This is a genomic window from Marinitoga hydrogenitolerans DSM 16785, assembly GCF_900129175.1.
Classification (GTDB): domain Bacteria; phylum Thermotogota; class Thermotogae; order Petrotogales; family Petrotogaceae; genus Marinitoga; species Marinitoga hydrogenitolerans.
Window position 1 is genome coordinate 19,258 of the sequence record NZ_FQUI01000012.1, and the last position, 21,790, is coordinate 41,047.

A 21,790-nucleotide genomic window follows, 5' to 3' on the forward strand; every position below is an offset into this window, starting at 1 on the left:
GTGGTAATTGTGATTAAGATTTTTGTAATAGGAAAACCAAAAACAAAATTTATAAAATCTGGAATTGAACAATATTTGAAATGGAATAAAAAATACGATAGAGTTGAATTAATAGAATTACCTTTATCAACAGATTTAAATAAAATAACCTCTGAAGAATATAAAAAACAGGATAAAGAAAAATTTGCAAAATATTATCTTCCAGATGTTTTTAAAGTTGTTTTAGATGAAAGAGGAAAGGAATTGTCTTCAATAGAATTTGCAAATAAAATAGAAAAATGGAGAATAGGCAGAAAGAATATATCTTTTTTTATTGGTGGGCCTTTAGGACATCATGAAGAAATAAGGAAAAATGCAGATTTCTTGCTTTCAATATCAAGAATGACATTTACGCATGAAATGGCAGTTTTGTTATTATTAGAGCAAATATATAGAGCTTTTAAAATAAATAATAATGAAAAATATCATTATTAGGAGGTAAATATGCATAAAAGAATTTTTAAAAGATTAAAAAATTATAAAGCAGTTGAAGAATATTTTCAAAGTGAAATAAAAGATGTTCAAACATTAGAAATTGTAAAAGATGTATTATACGAAGATAATGATGAAAATCAAGCTTTAATCGAAGAAAAAGATAAAGTTAAATTTATAAAATTTTATCGTTCTGGAAGTTGTGAATTATGTTATGAAGAATATATTGATGAAACAAAAACAAAATTGGAAGAATGGAAAGAAAACCCGCCAGATTTTAGAGATCAAACATTGCAGTTAGAAATTATAATAGAGGTAAAAGAGAAATAAAATAACTTTTGACAATTAAAAGCGCCTGGGAAAATTCTCAAGCGCTTTTTTGTTTATAATTTTTTACGGGCATCTTTGCCCGATTTATTTTACTTCCTCAATATATTTCGCAAACACACCTCCGGTGGGGTATTACTTGATTATAATCTGACATATAGAAAAAATTCAGTTTTTTAAAATTATTTTAGATTATCAATAATTGGAAGTATTTCTTTAATATCATGAACAATATAATCAGCATCTTTTACTTCATCTTCTCCGAATCCATATGCACAACCTATAGAGAGAAATCCGTTTTTTTTGGCAGCTTCTATATCCTTATGCCTATCCCCAATCATAATAAAATCTTTTTTTCCATTTGAAATTTTCTTTAAAACAACATCTTTTTCTTGCCAATTATACATTTCAGCGCAATGTGGTGAATCAATATATTTGTTTAAACCTTTGTCCAATAATGCATTTAGATATTTAATATTGCAGTTTGAAAGAATATACAAAATATGTTTTTTCTCTTTTAAATTTTCCAAAACTTCAAACGCACCATCAAAAAAAAGGTTATTATAATTTGAGGTTTTTATTATTTCGGTTTCATATTCATCCAATAATTCTATAGCTTTATTAATAATATTTTTATCTGTAGTTTTTAATAGCCCTTCAAATATTTCATCAATAGTATAGCCAATATATTTAAATATTTCATCATCTGGAATATTATGATTGTATCCAAGAGATTTTAAGACATTTCTAATTGCTGGTAAAGCAATATTTTCTGTTTTTATAAGCGTACCATCTAAATCGAAAACAATATTCATTTTTTCCTCCTTTAATAATTGATATAACTTCTGATGGTTAATACAATTTCTTGATTTCCGTTAATATAAACAGAGATTTTGTCAGAGTTTTCAAATTTATTTATGTAATTTCCTTTAATATTTAATAATTTCATAGCTTGACCTGTAATAGTTATTCTTGTTTTTCCTGGTGAAGTAACATTGAATTTAAATGTTTTTTCAACATAATTTTTTGTTTTTATTTCGTTTAGAATTTCTAAATTCGAAAAAGAATTCCAAGATTCCCCTATATAAAATTCACCTTTAGAATTTACAGCGGTTTTTGATATGTTGGATACTTTGTTTAAATATTCAATATTATCTTTTTTAGAAAACAAATATATTTTTCCAGGGATAAGTGGAATACCCAAACCGTTTTCTTTAGTGTTTTCAAATTCCCTTATAATAGATAGATATTTATTATTAAAGGATCTGGAATAAAAATTAATTTCTAAATAATTTATATCTTCATATTTTTTTATACTTCCTAATTTTATAACCTTTGAAAATTCACCATCAAAAGTTTTAATTTCTCCCATATCGATAATAGCGCTTTCATTGACTATTTGTGGAATAGATGGAGATGTTTCTAAAGCAAAAGATTTACTGGTATATAATCTATTATCTTTTAAAGGTTGATTTAAATCAAAATTTTCATTAATTAAAAAAGTATTATATGAATCTTTTATTTTGCCGTATATTTTATAGGTAACAAACAAATCACCATTAGTTTTTAAATTGTAGAATAAATCCCATTTTAAAGGTTTGGAAGTAAGAACAAGTCCTTTAATATTTTTTGCATATAATACCTTGTTATTTAATAATATACTTAACTTTTCTGAATCTGTTTTACACCATGATTTTAATGAATTGTTGTAAAAATAAATATAGTTTGGATTAAAAAAATCTTTTAAGATTATAGGATTTGTATTTATTATATTAACTCGACTACTTAAAGTATTTTTCAAATCATCAATTGTTCCTATAATTTTAAAGGTTATATTTTCCAAATTTGCTATTTGTACTTTATAATATTCAGCGTTTTCTATAAATACTAAATTTTCTTCTGGATCTAAAGAAATATTTAGTTCATCAGTCCATGGATATTCTTGGCTGATTATTCCAATATTTTTAAATATAAATAGGTTATTGGAAAAAATAGTTAGTGAAAAAATAACAATAAGAAAAATAAAAATTTTTTTCATAAAAAACACCCCCGCCTATTTATTTGTATTTTTTAATTCCAAATATTTTTCTAAAGCTTTTTTTGCAATTGGTGCAGCAACTTCAGAACCATATCCACCATTTTCCACAAAAGAAACTATTGAAACTTCAGGATTGTTAGCAGGCATAAATCCCGCAAACCATGAATGAGCTGATTTTCCGCCTGTAACTTCAGCTGTTCCGGTTTTTCCAGCAACTAATCCCTTGAAATCTTTAAAAACATGATAGGCAGTTCCACCATCAGAACTATTTCCAGGATATGTTGTAACTTCTATTAATCCCTTTAAAATATTGAAATAATCTAAAGGATTAATATTATGAACAAAGGTCAATTTTTTTTCATAATTTACAACATCTTCAGACATATTTTTTACGTATCTTTTCAAAACATGAAATTGATAATATTTACCTTTTGTTGAAAGTATATTATATAATCTTAATATACTAATAGGTGTGAATTGCATATAACCTTGACCAATAGAGGTTAGAACCGTTTCTCCAATAAACCAATCTTTTCCAAATTTTTCTTTTTTCCATTCTCTGCTTGGAAATACAGATTTAACTTCACCTGTTAAATCTATATCAGTTTTTCTATTTATTTCAAACATTTTTGCATATGAACTCATAGTATCAATACCAAGATTTAAACCCAGATTGTAATAATATAGATTGCAGGAAACTCTTAAAGATTTTACAAGATCAGTAACGCCATGACCAAAGATATTCCAATCATAATATTCTGCAATAACCTTATCTTTTGAATTTTTTAACTCGAATTTTCCATCACAAAAGATAGTTGCTTCTGGAGAAATTCCTTCTTCCAGACCTACTAATGCAAAAAATGGTTTTATAACAGAACCTGGAGGATAGACTGAAGAAATAGCTCTATTAATTAAAGGTTGCTTTGTATCGTAAATTATTTTTTTCCATTCCTGTATAGATAGTCCAGAAGAAAATAAATTTGGTTCAACAGCTGGATAACTAACAAGAGCTAAAATATCACCATTATTAGGATTAGACATTATGACAGCACCAGGTTTTTTATATTTTTCTATTTCATCATATATATATTTTTGTAAATAATAATCAATTGTGAGATATAAATCCATCCCTTTAATAGGTTCAACAGTTTCTAAAACTTTATCTATACGTCCTCCTGGAGTAATTTTTACAATTTGATAACCAGGTTTCCCTTCTAAAACATTATTATATACTTTTTCAACACCATATAAGGGTTTCCCTTCAGAATTGACATAACCGATAATAGGATATAAAGACTTATCTCTATATTTTCGTATATATTTTTCAGAAATTCTTATACCTTTAATATTTAAAATTTGTTTAATATTAGCAGGAGTAAGATTTACAGTAAGATTCTTTTGAAATATAAGTTTATCGATTAATGTTTCTGGTGAATCAGTAATAGAAGAAAAAATATTTTTTAATAGTTTAATGTCTTCTTCGGAAAAAGATTCATTAAAATTTTCAATAACATATACTTTTTCATTCCAGGCTAATAAAACCCCGTTTTTATCATATATATTTCCACGTATAGGATTTAAGGTAATAATTCTTGTACTTAATTCCTCAACTTCTTTTTCATATTTTGCATGATTGATAAGTTGTATGTAAGCAGCTCTTGCACCAAGAATAAAAAAGGAAAAAAGAAATAGAACAACCAAAGTTTCAAATCGTGATTCTTTCATTTTTATCTATCCTTCCGACAATAATAAAATGGGTAATAGAAAGCAAAATGTATGAAATTACTAATACATAGAAATTTTTATTTATAAAAGCTAAAAAAATTAAAGGTATTGAAGCACTGAAAAGACTTCTCAAATAGCTTTTTTCTAAAAATTCAAATAAATGAAATGAAATTACATTTATAATAAAAAATATTATTGTCATTAATCCAATATCATATTTAGATGCAAAATATATAATAGAATATAATAATGAGAAAAAATACATTTTATCTTTAAAGAGATATTGAACTATTAAAAATGCGATAGGGAAAGAAAAGAATAAAATATCCCCCATCCATCTATCCCATGAAGATGATATTAATGTCATAATAGTGATATAAATATAAGTCATTATTTCACCCCAAATTCACTAAAAAAGATAATATTACTTTGCAATTTAGTTGGGTTTAAGTAATATATTGTACGAGATTTTTTATATACAGTTCCTTTTATAAATAGGGTTTTATTAATCCAATTAGAATTGGATATCAAAAGAGTAATCTCTTCTCCATTTGTAAAAATATTAAAACCTTCAGGGATGTTTATAATAATATTTCCGTTTCTGCTTTCTTTTATTAATAAATCAATATTTTTATAGTTTCCAAAAATTTCTGTATTTCCCCAACCTAATTTACGTATAACTTTATTTTCATTTAAAGAGTCAACAACAAATCCAAGTATTATTCCATCTTTTGTAAAAGCAATTTCTCCATTTTTTACATCTTTGCTTGTTTTTATATAATAATACTTAGAATCTTCGTTGATAAAAATCCCAGGAATTAAAGATAATTTTAAATCAATATTTTCATTTTTAATATTTATACTTTTAGTATAATCAGAAATAATATATTCTAATCTTTCTAAATAAGATGCGTTTTTTGTTAATAATAGATAATTATTTCTTATTTCAAAAAAAACAATATCCAGAGGATAATTTACTCTGGATATAATTGAATTGATATAAGGAAATAACGTTGAAATTATTGATATAAATAAGAGAATTATCGTATAAAAAATAAATTTTCTAAACATATTACCTCTGTAACTTTGCTAGATTTTCAAGAATTTTAACCTTATCTAAAACCATACCAGCACCTCTTGCAACAGCAGTGAGAGGATCTTCAGCAACTATAACTTTAATTTTTGTCTCATGTTCGATTAAATCCTTTAAACCTTTTAATAAAGCGCCACCACCAGATAAATAAATTCCTTTCATAACAATATCAGTTAATAATTCTGGAGGTGTTTCTTCTACAGTTAATTTTATTTGCTCAACAATCTTTGAAACGGGATTATTTATAGCTTCTCTTATCTCATAACCCTTTAATACAATAGTTTTAGGAAGTCCAGATAATATATCTCTTCCAATAATTTCCACTTCTTCATTATCATATTCTTCATTTGGCCATGTATTACCAATTCTTTTCTTTATTTTTTCTGCAGTTCTTTCTCCAATTAATAATCCTGTTTTATCTTTAACATAATTAATAATGGCTTCATCAAGTTCATCTCCAGCTATTCTAACAGATTTTGAAAGTACAATGCTCCCGAGTGAAATAACAGAGATTTCCGTTGTTCCTCCACCTATATCAACAACCATATTTCCAGAAGCTTCTTCTACATTTAAGCCAACACCAATAGCAGTAGCCATAGACTCTTCAATTAAAAAAGCCTTTCCAGCACCAGCATCCAAAGTTGCTTTGTATAGTGCATTTCTTTCCACTTCAGTTGCATCAGTAGGTACTCCCACAATAACTGTAGGTTTGAAAAAAGTAAAAGAACCAACAGAAGCACCGATGAAATATTTTAACATAGCCAATGCAGTATTATAATCAGCTATAACACCATCTTTTAAAGGTCTGACAGCGATGATATTTGCAGGTGTTTTTCCTATCATCTTTTTTGCATCTTTTCCAACAGTTAAAATTTCCTTTGTATCCTTTTCTATAGCAATAACAGATGGTTCATTCACTACAATACCTTTCCCTTTAACATAAACCAAAGTATTAGCAGTTCCTAAATCTATTCCTATATTTGATCTCATCTTTAATCCTCCTGAAAAATTTTGTTTTAAAAATTATATCACATAATAGTTAATAAACAAAGAATATAAAGTATTATTTTATGATTCTATAATTCCCATGACAAAAAGCAATAGCTAAAGCATCAGCAGCATCATCTGGAGTTGGATTTTTCTTTAAATTAAAAACAACCTTTAACATTCTTTGAATTTGTCCTTTTTCAGCTCTTCCATAACCAGTAATAGCCTGTTTTACTTGATATGGTGTATATTCAAAAATTGGTATATCAGCTTTTTGTAATGCAAGTAATATTACACCTCGCGCTTCTCCAACCTGAATAGCTGTTTTAACATTTTTAAAGAAAAATAAACTCTCCACTGCAGATTCATCAGGATTATATTCTATGATTAAATTGTTCAATTTATCGAAAATTTCTAACAGTCTAACATTAAGATCAGCATTTTTATCTGTTTCAATAACGCCAAAATCAATTAATTTAAAATTATTACCAACTTTGTCAATGATACCAAAACCAATTCTCCCGTATCCTGGATCTATTCCTAAAATTCTCATTTTTCACCTCTAACCTACAAAAGTAGTTTTTATAAAATTATATCATTTTTGTCTATTACAAAGCAACTTTTGTGTTATAATTAAATTGAAAATGAAACAAATGGAGGTAAATATGAAAAAAATATTAATATTAATATTTTTGATTATAATGACATATGCATATTCAAATATAATTTGGGAAATAACTCCATCCAATTTTGAAGTTATTGAATATTCCACAAAAATAACGTTAAAATGGGATGTAAATAAAAAAATAATTTTTTCAGAATTATATTTTGGAGAAAAGGAAAATAAATTAAAGCTTATATATAAGGGAGACAATAATTTTTTTGATGTAAAGGATTTGATTCCAAATAAAAATTATTATTGGAAAATAAAGGTATATACAAAAAATGAAATATACACCTCGCAGGTTTATAGATTTTATTTACGATTAAAAAAACCAGAAATAAAAAATGTATATCCGAATTTTCAATATAATATAGATTCCGAAAAGGTGAATTTCAGTTGGGAAATTGAATATTCCATAGATTATAACACAGAATTTATTTTGTATAAAAATAATACAAAAATAATAGATAAAAGAATAGGTACAAATACATATATTATAGAGTTATCACCAGGTATAAATTATAAATGGTATTTGAAGTTAAAAGATAAATTTAATAACAAATATATATTTGGGCCATATATATTTTCAACAAAAGCGTATGAATTTATTATGAATATAAACAACGAAATTTATAAAATAAAAACATATGGAGAATATATAGAAAAAGAATCTTTATACATTTCAGAATATAAAATTGAAAAAATTCAAAAACATGAAAATTTTATTATCTTAAAAACAAAAAAAGGTATAGATATTATACATAAAACAGGAAAACTTACATCAGAAATATCCATTAAAAATATATTAGATTTTTCCATAGAAAAAAAAGATACAGAACTATTATTATATATAACAGATGGAAAGGCGCTTTATGTTTTTGATATAACCAATCCATATTACCCATTTCTAAAAAAAGAGATTTTAGGTGAATTTGTTTCAGTTTCAGTAAATAATAATATAATAATACTCTTAACAAAAAATAAATTAGTATTAATGGATAAAGAGCTTAAAATATATTATCAAAAAAATATAGAAAAACCAAAAAAAATAATATATAATGATGATAATACTTTAATTATAACTTTATCGGATAAATTAATAAAATACAATTATAAAAATGGAATAGTAAATTATGAAAAGGAATTAACTCTATCAAAGATTATAGATTGGGATATTTATAAAGATAAAATAGCTTTTTTAACCATAAATGATGAAATATATGTATATAATATAAACTTAGAATTGACTAAATATAGATATATAAAAAGTAGAATTGAAAAAATAAAATTATATAAAAATTTAGTATATTATTATTATGATAATATAATTAGATTTATCGAGTAATAATGTGAAAAGACAAGGAAGGAAGTGATTTTTTTGATTGCTATTATAGGTGGGGGAATAGTAGGCACATTAATTGCACGGGAATTGAATAAATATGTAGAAGATGTTTGGCTTTTTGAGGCTAAAACAAATTTTGGAATGGCAGTAACAAAATCTAATTCTGCTATTTTACATGGAGGATATGATGATCCACCAGGTAGTTTAAGAGCGCAATTATGTTATAAAGGGAATCAACTCTATACACAATTGCAAAAAGAATTAAATTTCGATCTGAAAAGAGTAGGTTCACACGTTGTTGCTATAGAAGATGAAGAAACGAACTATATATATGATCTGTTAAAAAAAGCAGAAAAAAATGGGGTAAAAGAAGTTAGAATTGTTGAAAAATTAGAATTACTTGAAATGGAAAAAAATATTAACCCTAAAGCAAAGAGATCTTTGTTTTGCGAAATAGCGGGTATATTTGATCCATGGATAGTAGCGATACAAGCTGCGAAGTCTGTTAGGATAAATGGAGGAAGAACATTAACAAAAAAAAGATTAGTAGAAGTTGAAAAGAAAAATGGGAAATTTTTATTAAAATTTCAAGATAAATCCGAATATTTTGCTGATCTAGTAATAAATGCTGCAGGATTATATGCAGATGATGTAGCCAAATTATTTGGTGATGAAGTTCCTGAAATTTTTCCAGTAAAAGGAGAATATTTTCTTTTATCAAAAGATTATCAATATGTCAATTCAACGATTTTCCCTGTTCCAACTGGAATTTCCAAAGGTTGTTTAGTATTGCCTACAGTAGATGGTGGATATTTAGTTGGACCAAATGCAAATAGAGTAATGTCTAAAAATGATACAGCAACAACGCGTGAAGGGTTAAATGAAATTAGAGAAAAAGGAATGAGATTAGTCCCCAACCTTAATTTCAGAAGACATCTTGTGAAAACATTTGCTGGATTAAGACCAGAAACAGAGAAAAAAGATTTTTATATAGACGTTGGTAAAAGTGGAGCAATTCATGTATCTGGAATTAGATCACCAGGGTTAACTGCTGCACCGGCAATTGCAAAATATGTAGTTGAATATTTAATTCAAGAAAAAATAGGATTAAAAATATATCAACGTGAAAATTATATAGCTGAAATGGAAAAAACACCACATTTAGTTCATATCGATAGAGATAAATGGAATAAAATAATTCAAGAAGATCCCAATGCTGGCGAAATGATATGTCACTGTAATAAGGTTACTAAAAAAGAAATAATAGATTCTATTAATAATGGCGCAAGAACATTAGACGATATAAAATTTATGACAAGAGCTTCATTTGGTGAATGCCAGGGAGGTTTTTGTACAGCAAAAATATTAAAAATATTAGCAGAATATACAAATAGAGATCCAAGAGAAATAAATCAAAATGAAGATGGAACCTGGATTGTGAATGCGAAGGTGAGAATATGAAATATAAAACAGATGTTGTTGTAATAGGTGGAGGAGCTGCAGGTATAGCAGCAGCATATAGAGCAAAAGAAGAAGGGGTAAAAGTTATATTATTAGAAAGAGATGAAGATACAGGTGGTGTTTTAAATCAATGTATTCATAATGGATTTGGATTACAATATTTCAGAAAAGATTTAACAGGTCCAGAATTTAAAGAATTAGCAAAAGAGAGATTAAATAATATAGAAATATTATTTGGAACATATGTTCTTGAAGTAAGAAAAGATAAAACAATAACCTTTGTTGATAGAAGAGGTATTCATGAGATAGAAACTAAAGCGTTAGTTATGGCATCTGGAGCTAGAGAAAGACATTTCAATTCATTACCTGTTCCTGGCAAAAGAATAACAGGGGTATTTACAGCGGGTTTAGCGCAAAGATTTATAAACCTTGAAAATTTAAAACCAGGCAGCAAAGCAGTAATTCTTGGTTCTGGAGATATAGGACTTATAATGGCCAGAAGATTAACGTTAGAAGGTATAAAAGTAGAAGCTGTTTTAGAAATTATGCCATATCCTGGAGGATTAGAAAGAAATATTCAACAATGTTTAAAAGATTTCGGTATCCCTCTTTATTTATCTCATACAGTAACTGCAATAGAAGGAGATAGAAGATTAGAAAAAGTAATAGCTGCTCAAGTTGATTATAAATGGGATCCAATGCCAGGTACAGAAAAGGAATTTGAAGTTGATACATTAATTACATCTGTAGGATTAATTCCTCAAACAAAGCCTGTAAATTTTGTTGAAGCGGATCCTGGATTTTTAGTATCAAATACCAATCAAACAAGTGAAGATTGGATATTTGCAGCAGGAAATTGTACAGTAATCTTTGATTTAGTTGATTATGTTGCTAAAGAGGGCGAAAAAGCAGGAAAATATGCAGCATTATATGCGAAAGGTGAATACAAAAAAGGGAAAAAAGTAAAGGTAAGAAAAGGCGAAAATATAGGTATAATACATCCTGTATACATAGATCCTACACAAGAATCCACATTATATATAAGAGTGTCAAAGGTTTTTGATAGAGCAAGTATAAAGGTAGAGCCATTAGGGATTGAAATAATTGAAAATGATGCAAGACCTCCTGAAATGGTTGTAGTAAAATTAAAACCATTTGATGAAAATATAAATGAAATAGAGGTGATAGCAGATGAACTCATCTCAAAACTTGGTTAAAGAATTAACCTGTGTAAGATGTCCTTTAGGTTGTAAAGTAAAAATTGAATATACAAAAGAATTGGAAGTATTAGAAATTTCAGGTAATAAATGTCCTCGTGGAAGAGAATATGCTATACAAGAGATAAGCGATCCACATAGGATTTTAGTAACAAGTGTAAAAGTTAAAAATGGAAAATACCTTTTAGCTTCTGTAAAAACATCGGATGCTATTCCTTTAAGATTATTTGATGAAGCTATGGATATAATAGAAAAATTGGAAGTTGAAGCACCAGTAAAAAGAGGCGATATAGTAATAAAGAATTTTCTTGGAACAGGAGCTGATTTAGTGGTTACAAGAAGTGTTGAAAGGTTGTGAATTATGGAATCGAAAAATTTAGTTATAGAGACATATGCAAAAATATCTGACCTTGTAATGGAGCTCAGTTCTTTAAATAATCTTGATCAAATCGAAAAATTTATACATACAATGATATCCAGATTAATAATAATAGAAGAAGAATATTTTTTTACTACAGATGAAAAGGGAAATATAAATAGTAAAAATGAAATATCAGAAGAAATTAAAGATTTAGCTGCCTGGGCAGCTAAATCTTTAAAAATTTCTATGTTTCCTTTAGATAGCGGTAAAAGTGCATTGATATTACCTTTTTCAAAGTCGCAAAGATTATTATTAATATATATTTGTAAAACAACAGTAGAAGAAATTTCTAATGAAACAATGCTATTTCTTAATATTTTAAGTTTCTTAACGGCAACAATTATAGAAAATTTACAATTATATTCAGAAATATTAAAAACAAACAAAATAGTAGAAAAAAACAGAGATTTTTTAAATCAAATATTAAACTCTATGATAAGCGGTTTGGCAGTTTTTGATAAAAGTTATAAAAAGATATTTTTTAATTCAAACTTTGAAAAATTTGAAAAAGCATTTGGCGATGAAATGTTAAAGTTTATAAAAAATGAATTGATAAACTTGGAAATTTCTGGAGAGAAATTAACAAAAGAATATGAATATAAGAATCATTTTTTATCAATTGATTTTTTAAAAACAAATGATGAAAATTATTTGGTTATAATTTCAGATATTACAGGTACAAAAGAATTAGAAAGATTAAGAAAATTAGATCAAATGAAAACAGAATTTTTATCAACAGTATCACATGAATTACGAACACCTTTAGCAGCTATAAAAGCATATTCAGAATCTATTGTTGACAGTTTAGAAATTCTTGATGAGGAAACATTAAAAGATTTTATGCTAACAATATTAAATGAAGCAGATCATCTTCAAAATCTATTAGACGAAATATTAGATTTCTCGAGATTGGAAATGAAAACCTTAAATATCAAAAAAGAAAACTTTTCTTTGAATGAATTAATAGAAGAAATTTATATATCAAATAAGAACAAAGCGGAAGCAAATGGTATTAAAATATATAAGGTTTTACCTAAAGAAAATATAATTGTTAATTTAGATAGAACAAGAGTAAAACAAATTCTGTCTAATTTAATTGATAATGCAATTAAATATTCCGATAAAAGAAAAGATATGAAATTTGTAAAAATTACATTAAAAAGTGAAGATGATAAGGTTTTAATATTAGTAGAAGATAATGGAATTGGGATTTCAAAAGAACATCACGAAAAGATATTTGAAAAATTTTACAGAGTGGATTCTTCATTAACTTATGAAATATCTGGAACAGGAATAGGGTTATCTGTTGTAAAGGAATTGGTAGAAATTCAAGGTGGGAAAATCTGGCTAAAAAGTGTTGAAGGAAAAGGGACAAGATTTTATATAGAATTCAAAAAAGGAAAGTGATATTAATGGCACCTACGATAAATGAAGTTATAAAAAAAATATCTGAATTACCAACTCCTGATTTTATATTAAAACGAATAATGGATATAGCATCTAATCCATCTTCAAATACCAAAGAACTCGAAGCTGCAGTTTTGCAATCACCACCTCTTGTAGCTAAAATATTAAAATTAAGTAATTCGGCATATTATGCTTTACCAAGAAAAATAACAAAAGTTTCTCAGGCAATAAATATTTTAGGGTTCAAAACAGTTAGAAATTTAGCATTAGGAATATTTGTTGCGGATTCTTTTTTCAGAAGAGAATTTGAATTTTTAGATTCAAAAAAATTCTGGCAACATAGTATTGCTGTTGCAATAGCGGCTGAACAATTATCTCAAGTTGTCAATTATCCAGATAAAGAAGAGATATTTTTAAGCGGTATGTTACATGATTTAGGTAAAATGATAATGGGAATAATTACGCCAGAAACAGTAGAAATGATATTAAATGTTGCAGAATATAAAAAGGTTTCATTTTCAAAAGCAGAAAACATGTTAAATGTTATGACTCATCAAACACTTGGAAAACATCTATTTGAAAACTGGAATTTACCAGAAAATGTTATATATACAGCAGCATTTCATGATGATCCAGAAAAGCTTAAAATAGATGCACTCTCCATGAATGTATATATTGTTCATTTGGCAAATATCTCTGTAAATTCAATATATTATGGATATTCCGGATGTTTTGATATTCCAGTTCCGTCAGATGTAGTGTGGAATAAATTTGATATGAATTCAAAAAAATACTTAAACTTTTTGAACAACTTAGAGCAAAAATTAGGAGAATCAAATGATTTCATGAATTTAGATACATTTATAGGTGATTCTGAAGAGGAGGGAGAAAACGATGGCTAAAGAATTTAGAAGAGAAATGATAGAATCAGAAATATTGAAATTAATAAATATGAATATAAATAATTTAAGAGATCCAAAAGTACAAAATAAAATAATATCCGCAACAAGGGTTGAATTATCTAGAGACAAATCATTTGCGGATATTTATATCTCCGTTTTAAATGGTGATATTGATGAAATAATAGAAGTATTATCAAAAGCAAAGGGTTTTTTCAAAAATATAATATCCAGAAACATAAGAATGTATAAAATACCAGAAATTAGATTTCATAAAGATATAGGAATAGAAGAAAGTATAAAAATTCATAGACTATTAAATGAAATATCTAAAGACAAAAAAGATATAGGTGAAACTGATGAATAATGGTTTTATTTTAATAGACAAACCCTCTGGAATTACCTCTCATGATGCAGTTGACATAATAAGAAAAAAATTTTCAACAAAAAAAGTAGGGCATTCTGGGACATTAGATCCGTTTGCAACAGGTTTATTAATTCTTGGAATTAATAAAGGAACAAGACTTCTTGAATATCTCCAACATCAAAGCAAAAAATATTATGTAAAAGCAGAATTGGGAATAATAACAGATACATATGATATTACAGGAGAAATAAAAGAAAAAAATCAAGTACAAAAGGAACATATTAATAAATTAGAAGAAGTAATTTTATCATTTAAAGGTAAGTATTTACAGGTACCGCCAATGTATTCAGCAAGGAAATATAACGGAAAAAGATTGTTTGAATTGGCAAGACAAGGAAAAATAATAAAAATGCCACCCAAAGAGGTTGAAATATATAGTATTGAAAACATAAAAATATTTGAAAATGGTGTATTTGAATTTGAATGTGAAGTATCCTCTGGAACATATATAAGATCATTGATAATGGATATTGGATATAAATTAAATACAGGTGCGGTAACTACAGAATTAAGAAGATTAAAAATAGGAAGTATTAAGGTAGATGACGCTGTCACATTAGAAAAAATGTCAGAAAAAGATATTATACCAATGTTTGAAATGTTATCCTTTCCGGCAGCTTATTTAAATGAAAAAGGAAAGCAACGAGCGTTAAACGGCAATCATATATTCTTAGAGCACATTGAACAATATGATACGTTCAAGAAAGGTGATAAAGTATCTTTAATTGATAAAGAAAAAAATTTGATAGCAATAGCGATAGCAGAAAGAAACTCGAAATTTTTAAAAACATTAGAAGAACATGAAAGAAATGAAAGAATTTTTAAAATAAAAAAAGTTTTTAAATGAAGGTGAAAGTATGGAAGGAAATCATCCATATATTAAATGGGCTATAGATTGTATTGAAAATTATATAAAACATGGTAGAAAAATAGAAATTAGAGAGAATTTACCAGAAGAATTACTTACAAGAAGGTCAGCTTGTTTTGTCTCGTTACATACATTAGATGGTGAATTAAGAGGATGTATTGGGACAATAGAGCCAGTGTATGAAAATTTAGCAGTAGAAATAAGAGAAAATGGAATAGCTGCAGCGACACGAGATTATAGATTTTCACCTGTAAGTGTCGATGAATTAGATAATATACAGGTTAGCGTTGATGTTCTAAGTGAACCGGAATATGTAGAATCTACAGACGATTTAGATCCGAATATTTATGGTGTAATTGTTATTAGTGGTTGGAAAAAGGGAGTACTTTTACCTGCTTTGGACGGTGTTGATACAGTAGAAGAACAACTGAGAATAGCAAAATTAAAAGCGGGAATTTATTCTTCAGAACCATATGAAATTTATCGTTTTACTGTAGAAAGATATTTTTAAAAAGTAAAATTTTATAAAATTCATAGGAGTGGAAATTATGGGGCGAAAACTATGAAAAAAGCGCTTTTCTTTGAAAAGCTAAATGATAATTCTGTAAAATGTTTATTGTGCCCACATAATTGCATAGTAAAAAACAATCACTCGGGAATATGTGGAGTGAGAAAAAATATTAAAGGTGAATTAATTTCCTTAAATTATGGAGAAGTTACAGCGCTTAATATAGACCCAATTGAGAAAAAACCGCTTTTTCATTTTTATCCAGGGAAAAGTGCTTTTTCAATTGGTACATGGGGTTGTAATTTCAAATGTGCATTTTGTCAAAATTATGAAATATCTCAGGAACGACCATCTGGTATATATAAACTAAAGCCTGAAGAAATTGTTAAAATAGTGGAAGATAGAAATATAAAAATTGTCGCTTTTACATATTCTGAACCGATAGTATGGTTTGAATATATATATGAAACAGCAAAACTTTTAAAAGAAAAAGATATAAAAACAGCACTAGTAACAAATGGATATATAAATAAAGATCCAATGAAAAAGATTATGCCATACATAGATGCAATGAATATAGATTTAAAAGGATTTAATGTTGAGTTTTATAAAAAGATTATTGGTGGAAAAAAAGAACCAGTAATGGAAAATATAAAATTAGCCGTTGAAAATAATATTCACATTGAAATAACAACTCTTATAGTTACTAATGGAAATGATAATATAAATGAGTTGAAAGAAATGTTTAAATGGATTGGCAATATTTCAAAAAATATTCCGTTGCATTTAAGTAGATATTATCCCGTTTATAAATATCATGAACCGCCAACAGATATAGAAAAATTGAAATACATATACAATATAGCAAAAGAATATCTAAATTATGTTTATCTGGGTAATGTATGGGATGAAAAATATGAATCTACATATTGTCCGGAATGTAAAACATTATTGATAAAAAGAGAGGGATATAATATATCAATTCAAAACATAGATGATAAAGGAAGGTGCAAAAATTGCTCAAAAAAGATCCCGGTAATTATTTAAAAAACAAAGGTATATTATATATTGTAATATTATTTATAGCAATAATTTTAACCTTATTTTTGATTTTTCATAAACCATTGCCGAAATATTTCGAAAAAAAAGATTTTGCTATGGGGACGTGGGTTAATGTTGTTGTAGCAGGCGATAAAATCAGTTCAGAAAAGTTAGCAGATATAGCCTTTGATGAGATGAGAAGAATAGAAAGAAAATTTAGTAAAAATATAAAAACAAGCGTAACATTTAAGTTAAATAAAGAAAGAAATATTACAGCAGATAAAGAAACATTGTTTTTAATAAAAGCAGCAATAAATTATGCAGATTTAACAGGTAGTGCCTTTGACCCAACAATAGGTTCAATAATAAGATTATGGGGTTTTGACGATATTAATAGCGAAAAACGAGTACCCACTCAGGAAGAAATAAACGAAGAACTATCAGGAGTTAGTTATAAATTTATAAAAATAGATGGGAATAAAATATCATTATTAAATAATAAAACAGAAGTAGATTTAGGTGGAATAGCAAAAGGTTATGCAGTCGACATGGCTATCCAAAAAATTAAAGATTTGGATCCAAATGCAACGGGATATATTGATGCTGGAGGAGATATTGGAATAATTGGACCAAAATTTGGTAGATTTGCATGGAGCATAGGTATAAGAGATCCTGATAAAGGACCATATGATATAAAAGAAATAGTATATTTAAAAGAAGGAGCTATAGTTACTTCTGGAAATTATGAAAGATTTTTTATAAAAGATGACGTTAGATATCATCATTTAATTGATCCCAAAACAGGGTATCCTGTTAATTATTATAAAAGCGTTACAATAATAGCAGATAATGCCATGAAAGCAGATGCTATGGCAACAGCGATTTTTATCCTTGGAGACAAATTAATAGGATTAGATTCAATGACAAGATATGGAATACAGGTATATGGAATTACAGCAGATAATAAAATAATAAAAACCACTGGTTTTGATTACTATTTAAAAGAAGAAAAATGAGGGATATAATGAAAAAAGATCTGATGTTTGTTTTAATAATAATAATTATAGCTACAGGAATAATATTATTGCAAAATTCTTTAAAGAACGATCTAAAAGGTGCTGAAGTTTTTGTAAACGGAGAAGAGTTATTTAAAATAACAAAGCCAGGAACATATGCAATATATGGTCAGGATAATGATTATAAATTAAGTGTAGTTTTTAATGGTGAAAAAGTTAGAGTTATAGATGCAGACTGTCCTTTAAAAACATGTGAATATACAGGTTGGGTTGATAATTCAGCACAAGAAATAATATGCTTGCCAAATAAAGTAGTTGTAAAACCTATAGGAAAAGAAAAAGATATAGGAGTTGACATAATTTCATGGTAAAAAATAACATTCCAAGATTAGCAATATTAACAGCATTATCCTCTGCAGTTTATTATCTGGAAACCTTAGTTCCATTTCCAATTCCATTGCCAGGTGCAAGATGGGGTTTTTCTAATTTTGCAATATTATATTCATTGAATTCTGATGAAAATTTGATAAATGGAATTTATATAGCTTTATTTAAGAGTGTTTTAGGGGCATTACTTGCAGGCAAACTATTTAGTCCAACATTTTTAATGGGATTATCTGGAAGTTTAATCGCAACATTTACAATGTATATTGTAATAAAAACAAAAAAATTTGGTATAATAGGAATTAGTGAAGTAGGAGCAATATTTAATAATTTAACTCAGGTTACAATAGGCTGGTTATTTATCGTCAAATCAATAGGGATATTCTGGTATTTACCTCAAATGATTTTATTTGGAACATTTTCAGCTTTAGCTAATGCATTTGTAGTAAAATCAACATTTAGGAGTGTAAATAGATGAAAATAATATTAGGATCAAATTCTCCAAGAAGAAAAGAAATATTATCAAAAATTGGATTATCTTTTGATATAAGAGTATCAACCGCAAAAGAATATAGCGAAAAGGTAAATCCAGTAGATTATGCAAAAGAGTTAAGCTTAAAAAAATCAAAAGATATAGAAATTTTTGAAGATGAATTATTAATAACAGCAGATACTATTGTAGCATTTGAAAACGAAATATTGGGAAAACCAAAAAATGAAATAGAAGCCTTTAATATGTTAAAAAAATTATCAGGAAAAAAACATGTGGTAATAACAGGAATTACATTTCGAACATTAAAAGAAATTTATACAATAGATGATACAACAGAAGTATATTTTCATGAGTTATCTGATGAAATAATAAAATATTACATAAAAAATTATAAACCTCTGGATAAAGCTGGAAGCTATGGAATTCAAGATTTTGGGGGTACCTTTATAGAAAAAATCAATGGGGATTATTATAACGTCATGGGATTACCATTAAATAAAGTCTTTTGGTATTTATATAAAAAAGGAGTTTTTAATGGCTGAATTACCAAGGGAAAAATTATTAAAATATGGACCAAAAAATTTGACTATTAATGAATTATTAGCTATAATAATAAGAAAGGGAACCAAAGAAAAAAATGTTTTTGAAATCTCAAAAGAAATTTCAAAAAAGTATTCCCTAAAAGACTTATTTTCTATGAATGTTGAGCAATTATGCGAAACAGAAGGAATAGGTCCTGTTACAGCAGTAACGTTGAAAGCTGTTTTTGAACTTGGAATAAGATTTCACAAAGAATCACTAAAAAAAGAAAACTTAAAATTAGATTCACCAGATAAAGTATATGAACTATTGTATGATGAAATGATTTTTTCAGATAAAGAAATTGTAAAATGTATATCTTTAAATAGTAAATTAAACCCTATTTCTATCGATACAATTAGTATTGGTACGGCGAATCAATCTATTTTACACCCAAGAGATATCTTTAAAACAGCAATAAAAAACAATGCAATAACTATATTAATTGTTCATAACCACCCATCTGGAGATAGCGAACCAAGCATACAGGATTATGAAATAACAAAAAAGATAGAAAGAAGCGGTGAATTGTTGGGAATAAAATTATCAGATCATGTAATAATTGGTAAATCAGAATATTATAGTTTTAAAATGGGAAGAAAGGTGATTAGAAATGGATAATATGCCTGAAAATTTAAAAGCAATAATGAAACTAAAGAGTAAGTTTGAAAAAGATTTGAGAAGGAAAGGAATTAATATTGAAAGTAAAAAGCAAAAAACAGTTGAAAGAGCAAACATAGAAATAAAGTATATTTCTGTGCCTATTGATGATGTACAAACAATTGTTGACCTGAATTATTATGATTTTAAAAACAATAATTTAGAATTGGCTCGTCACATTGAAAAACTATTGGCAAATAAGCCGAAAAATTCCTACATTAACCAGTTAGCTGTAGTACATTTGCTCAGGGAAGAATATGAAGAAGTAAAAGAATTATTAGATAATCCGTCATTTCCTGAAGATTACTTTAATTTAGGAATGGCAAAAATGATGTTGCATGAAAAAGATGCATATGAATTTGCAGAAGATGCAGTAAAGAGATTTCCAAACAATAAATATACAAATCTATTATTAGCGATGAATGCCGTATATAATGGGGATTATTTTAAGGCATACAAAGCAGTAGAAGAAGCAGCAAGAGGTTCGAATGATCCATTATTACACTTTATTCTTTCATTATATGATAAAGACTATATAAAAGCAAAAGAATATTTAAGTAAAGTATTTTTACAAGGAAAAGTTAAATACGTTGCGTCAATATACCAGGGATATCTACACTTTTTATCTCAAGAAGGCGATAAATTATATCAAATGCGAAAAAATTTTGAAAATGATATTCCTTGTTCAAACTGTTTGTTGAGATATTCCAAATTAAAATCTAATGTACCACCAGATTATTGTAAATTCTGGAAGGTACTCGAATCATTTGAGTACGAAACTGCCGGTAGATTTGAAACTGAAATGAAATTACCAGAACAATCAATAATTAGTTTTTTAGGTTTCTATAATTATAATAATGAAGAAAAAGCGAATAAAAGTTTTGAAGAAATTTCAGATATGTTTGGTGAAGTAAGAGTAGTATTTTTCCCAAATGATTCTCATGTGAAAGGATTAAAAACATTTACAATGGAACCCATAAAAAATGGAAAAATAGCAAAATTGTTTGGACCAGGTGTTTATCAAAAAATAAAGAATGTTATTCAGAGATTAGAATCTAAAGAAGGAGTAAGGTATGATTTTGCTTTAGATTTACCATTTTATGAAGGTATAAGAATGTTATTTGGTTGGAGAACATGTCAATTATATTTTACAGGAGAGGATTCAAATGAATAGAGAAGAAGCCATTAAATTATTAAAACAACATGTAAAAAATGATAATTTAGTCAAACATTGTTTAGCGGTAGGAGCTATAATGAAAGGTTTAGCGAAAGAATTAAATGAAAATGAAGAAAGATGGGAAATAATAGGTATTTTACATGATCTTGATTACGAATATACAAAAAATAATCCAGAAATCCATGCAAAAAAAACAGTAGAAATATTAGAAAATCAAATAACAGATGAAGAAAAAAATGCAATTTTAGCCCATAATGAACATGCTTCTTTAAACACAAAATTAGATTATTCATTATATGCAGCAGATCCTATATCAGGATTAGTAACAGCTGCAGTTTTAGTGAGACCAGACAAAAAAATTGAAGGACTAAAAGTAAAATCATTAAAGAAAAAATTTAAAGATAAATCATTTGCAGCTGGAGCTAATAGAGAAAACATAAAGAAAATTGAAGAAATAAATATAGAGTTAAGCAAATTTTTTGAGATATCCATAGAGTCAATGAAAGAAATAGCAGAAGAACTTGGATTATAAAAGTTGCGTTATACGCAACTTTTTATTATGAAAAAAATAACAGCGAGGTGGAA

At 27.0% G+C, this 21,790-nt stretch carries 26 protein-coding genes; 19 read left to right on the forward strand and 7 right to left on the reverse strand.

All coding sequences use genetic code 11. From position 1 onward, the window contains the following. Positions 1–9: 9 nt before the first annotated feature. Together BUA62_RS04810 and BUA62_RS04815 are read left to right on the forward strand one after the other, a co-directional pair. Positions 10–474, forward strand: coding sequence for a 23S rRNA (pseudouridine(1915)-N(3))-methyltransferase RlmH (locus tag BUA62_RS04810; RefSeq protein ID WP_159429496.1), 465 nt, complete (start codon positions 10–12; stop codon positions 472–474). Positions 475–483: 9 nt separating this feature from the next. Beyond that, positions 484–801 (forward strand): hypothetical protein, encoded by a 318-nt coding sequence (locus tag BUA62_RS04815; RefSeq protein WP_072864012.1) that lies wholly within the window; start codon positions 484–486, stop codon positions 799–801. A 179-nt stretch (positions 802–980) separates the two neighbouring features. Here BUA62_RS04815 and BUA62_RS04820 read toward each other — a convergent pair whose 3' ends face one another. From BUA62_RS04820 to ruvC, 7 genes are all read right to left on the reverse strand, one after another. Continuing rightward, entirely contained in the window at positions 981–1,613 is a 633-nt protein-coding gene (locus BUA62_RS04820) for an HAD family hydrolase (RefSeq protein WP_072864014.1), read from the reverse strand. A gap of 11 nt (positions 1,614–1,624) precedes the next feature. Beyond that, positions 1,625–2,836: a hypothetical protein gene (locus BUA62_RS04825; RefSeq protein ID WP_072864016.1), complete on the reverse strand. Its 1,212-nt coding sequence runs from the start codon at positions 2,834–2,836 to the stop codon at positions 1,625–1,627. A 15-nt stretch (positions 2,837–2,851) separates the two neighbouring features. Continuing rightward, on the reverse strand, positions 2,852–4,561 hold the full coding sequence (locus BUA62_RS04830) for a penicillin-binding transpeptidase domain-containing protein (RefSeq protein WP_072864018.1): 1,710 nt from the start codon (positions 4,559–4,561) through the stop codon (positions 2,852–2,854). Then, entirely contained in the window at positions 4,542–4,952 is a 411-nt protein-coding gene (locus BUA62_RS04835; RefSeq protein WP_072864020.1) for a hypothetical protein, read from the reverse strand. The genes BUA62_RS04830 and BUA62_RS04835 overlap by 20 nt, the downstream gene beginning before the upstream one ends. Beyond that, complete coding sequence (locus BUA62_RS04840) at positions 4,952–5,632, reverse strand: hypothetical protein (RefSeq protein WP_072864021.1); 681 nt, start codon at positions 5,630–5,632, stop codon at positions 4,952–4,954. Before BUA62_RS04840 ends, BUA62_RS04835 begins: the two co-directional genes overlap by 1 nt. Before the next feature lies 1 nt (position 5,633). Continuing rightward, on the reverse strand, positions 5,634–6,644 hold the full coding sequence (gene mreB, locus BUA62_RS04845) for a rod shape-determining protein (protein ID WP_072864023.1): 1,011 nt from the start codon (positions 6,642–6,644) through the stop codon (positions 5,634–5,636). A gap of 73 nt (positions 6,645–6,717) precedes the next feature. After that, complete coding sequence (ruvC, locus tag BUA62_RS04850; RefSeq protein ID WP_072864026.1) at positions 6,718–7,194, reverse strand: crossover junction endodeoxyribonuclease RuvC; 477 nt, start codon at positions 7,192–7,194, stop codon at positions 6,718–6,720. 112 nt (positions 7,195–7,306) lie between these two features. Here ruvC and BUA62_RS04855 point away from each other — a divergent pair, with 112 nt between their 5' ends. Genes BUA62_RS04855 through BUA62_RS04935 form a run of 17 tightly spaced genes read left to right on the forward strand, consistent with a single transcriptional unit; the run spans position 7,307 to position 21,737 of the window. After that, positions 7,307–8,650, forward strand: coding sequence for a hypothetical protein (locus tag BUA62_RS04855; protein ID WP_072864028.1), 1,344 nt, complete (start codon positions 7,307–7,309; stop codon positions 8,648–8,650). Between the two features lie 24 nt (positions 8,651–8,674). Beyond that, on the forward strand, positions 8,675–10,108 hold the full coding sequence (locus BUA62_RS04860) for an NAD(P)/FAD-dependent oxidoreductase (protein ID WP_234970287.1): 1,434 nt from the start codon (positions 8,675–8,677) through the stop codon (positions 10,106–10,108). Further along, a complete protein-coding gene (locus tag BUA62_RS04865; RefSeq protein WP_072864033.1) occupies positions 10,105–11,325 on the forward strand; it encodes an NAD(P)/FAD-dependent oxidoreductase in 1,221 nt (406 codons plus the stop codon). Before BUA62_RS04860 ends, BUA62_RS04865 begins: the two co-directional genes overlap by 4 nt. Further along, positions 11,300–11,683, forward strand: a complete 384-nt coding sequence (locus BUA62_RS04870) for a DUF1667 domain-containing protein (protein ID WP_143148330.1) — start codon at positions 11,300–11,302, stop codon at positions 11,681–11,683. The genes BUA62_RS04865 and BUA62_RS04870 overlap by 26 nt, the downstream gene beginning before the upstream one ends. Positions 11,684–11,686: 3 nt before the next feature. Further along, the gene (locus tag BUA62_RS04875) at positions 11,687–13,153 is read left to right on the forward strand and encodes a sensor histidine kinase (protein WP_072864036.1); all 1,467 of its coding nucleotides are present in this window, start codon (positions 11,687–11,689) and stop codon (positions 13,151–13,153) included. A gap of 5 nt (positions 13,154–13,158) precedes the next feature. Further along, on the forward strand, positions 13,159–14,055 hold the full coding sequence (locus BUA62_RS04880; RefSeq protein WP_072864038.1) for an HDOD domain-containing protein: 897 nt from the start codon (positions 13,159–13,161) through the stop codon (positions 14,053–14,055). Then, positions 14,048–14,419, forward strand: coding sequence for a 30S ribosome-binding factor RbfA (rbfA, locus tag BUA62_RS04885; RefSeq protein ID WP_072864041.1), 372 nt, complete (start codon positions 14,048–14,050; stop codon positions 14,417–14,419). Before BUA62_RS04880 ends, rbfA begins: the two co-directional genes overlap by 8 nt. Continuing rightward, on the forward strand, positions 14,412–15,326 hold the full coding sequence (truB, locus tag BUA62_RS04890; protein ID WP_072864043.1) for a tRNA pseudouridine(55) synthase TruB: 915 nt from the start codon (positions 14,412–14,414) through the stop codon (positions 15,324–15,326). Before rbfA ends, truB begins: the two co-directional genes overlap by 8 nt. 10 nt (positions 15,327–15,336) lie before the next feature. Next, positions 15,337–15,858, forward strand: a complete 522-nt coding sequence (gene amrA / locus BUA62_RS04895) for an AmmeMemoRadiSam system protein A (protein ID WP_072864046.1) — start codon at positions 15,337–15,339, stop codon at positions 15,856–15,858. A 51-nt stretch (positions 15,859–15,909) separates the two neighbouring features. Further along, positions 15,910–16,902, forward strand: a complete 993-nt coding sequence (gene amrS, locus BUA62_RS04900) for an AmmeMemoRadiSam system radical SAM enzyme (protein ID WP_072864048.1) — start codon at positions 15,910–15,912, stop codon at positions 16,900–16,902. After that, complete coding sequence (locus tag BUA62_RS04905; protein WP_072864050.1) at positions 16,872–17,912, forward strand: FAD:protein FMN transferase; 1,041 nt, start codon at positions 16,872–16,874, stop codon at positions 17,910–17,912. The genes amrS and BUA62_RS04905 overlap by 31 nt, the downstream gene beginning before the upstream one ends. Before the next feature lie 8 nt (positions 17,913–17,920). Continuing rightward, positions 17,921–18,283 (forward strand): NusG domain II-containing protein, encoded by a 363-nt coding sequence (locus BUA62_RS04910; protein ID WP_072864052.1) that lies wholly within the window; start codon positions 17,921–17,923, stop codon positions 18,281–18,283. Further along, positions 18,277–18,774, forward strand: coding sequence for a Gx transporter family protein (locus BUA62_RS04915; RefSeq protein WP_072864054.1), 498 nt, complete (start codon positions 18,277–18,279; stop codon positions 18,772–18,774). The genes BUA62_RS04910 and BUA62_RS04915 overlap by 7 nt, the downstream gene beginning before the upstream one ends. Then, positions 18,771–19,331 (forward strand): Maf family protein, encoded by a 561-nt coding sequence (locus tag BUA62_RS04920; protein ID WP_072864056.1) that lies wholly within the window; start codon positions 18,771–18,773, stop codon positions 19,329–19,331. Before BUA62_RS04915 ends, BUA62_RS04920 begins: the two co-directional genes overlap by 4 nt. Further along, a complete protein-coding gene (gene radC, locus BUA62_RS04925) occupies positions 19,324–19,989 on the forward strand; it encodes a RadC family protein (protein ID WP_072864059.1) in 666 nt (221 codons plus the stop codon). The genes BUA62_RS04920 and radC overlap by 8 nt, the downstream gene beginning before the upstream one ends. Continuing rightward, complete coding sequence (locus tag BUA62_RS04930; RefSeq protein WP_072864061.1) at positions 19,982–21,202, forward strand: hypothetical protein; 1,221 nt, start codon at positions 19,982–19,984, stop codon at positions 21,200–21,202. Before radC ends, BUA62_RS04930 begins: the two co-directional genes overlap by 8 nt. Then, positions 21,195–21,737 (forward strand): HD domain-containing protein, encoded by a 543-nt coding sequence (locus BUA62_RS04935; RefSeq protein WP_072864063.1) that lies wholly within the window; start codon positions 21,195–21,197, stop codon positions 21,735–21,737. The genes BUA62_RS04930 and BUA62_RS04935 overlap by 8 nt, the downstream gene beginning before the upstream one ends. Positions 21,738–21,790 lie beyond the last annotated feature (53 nt).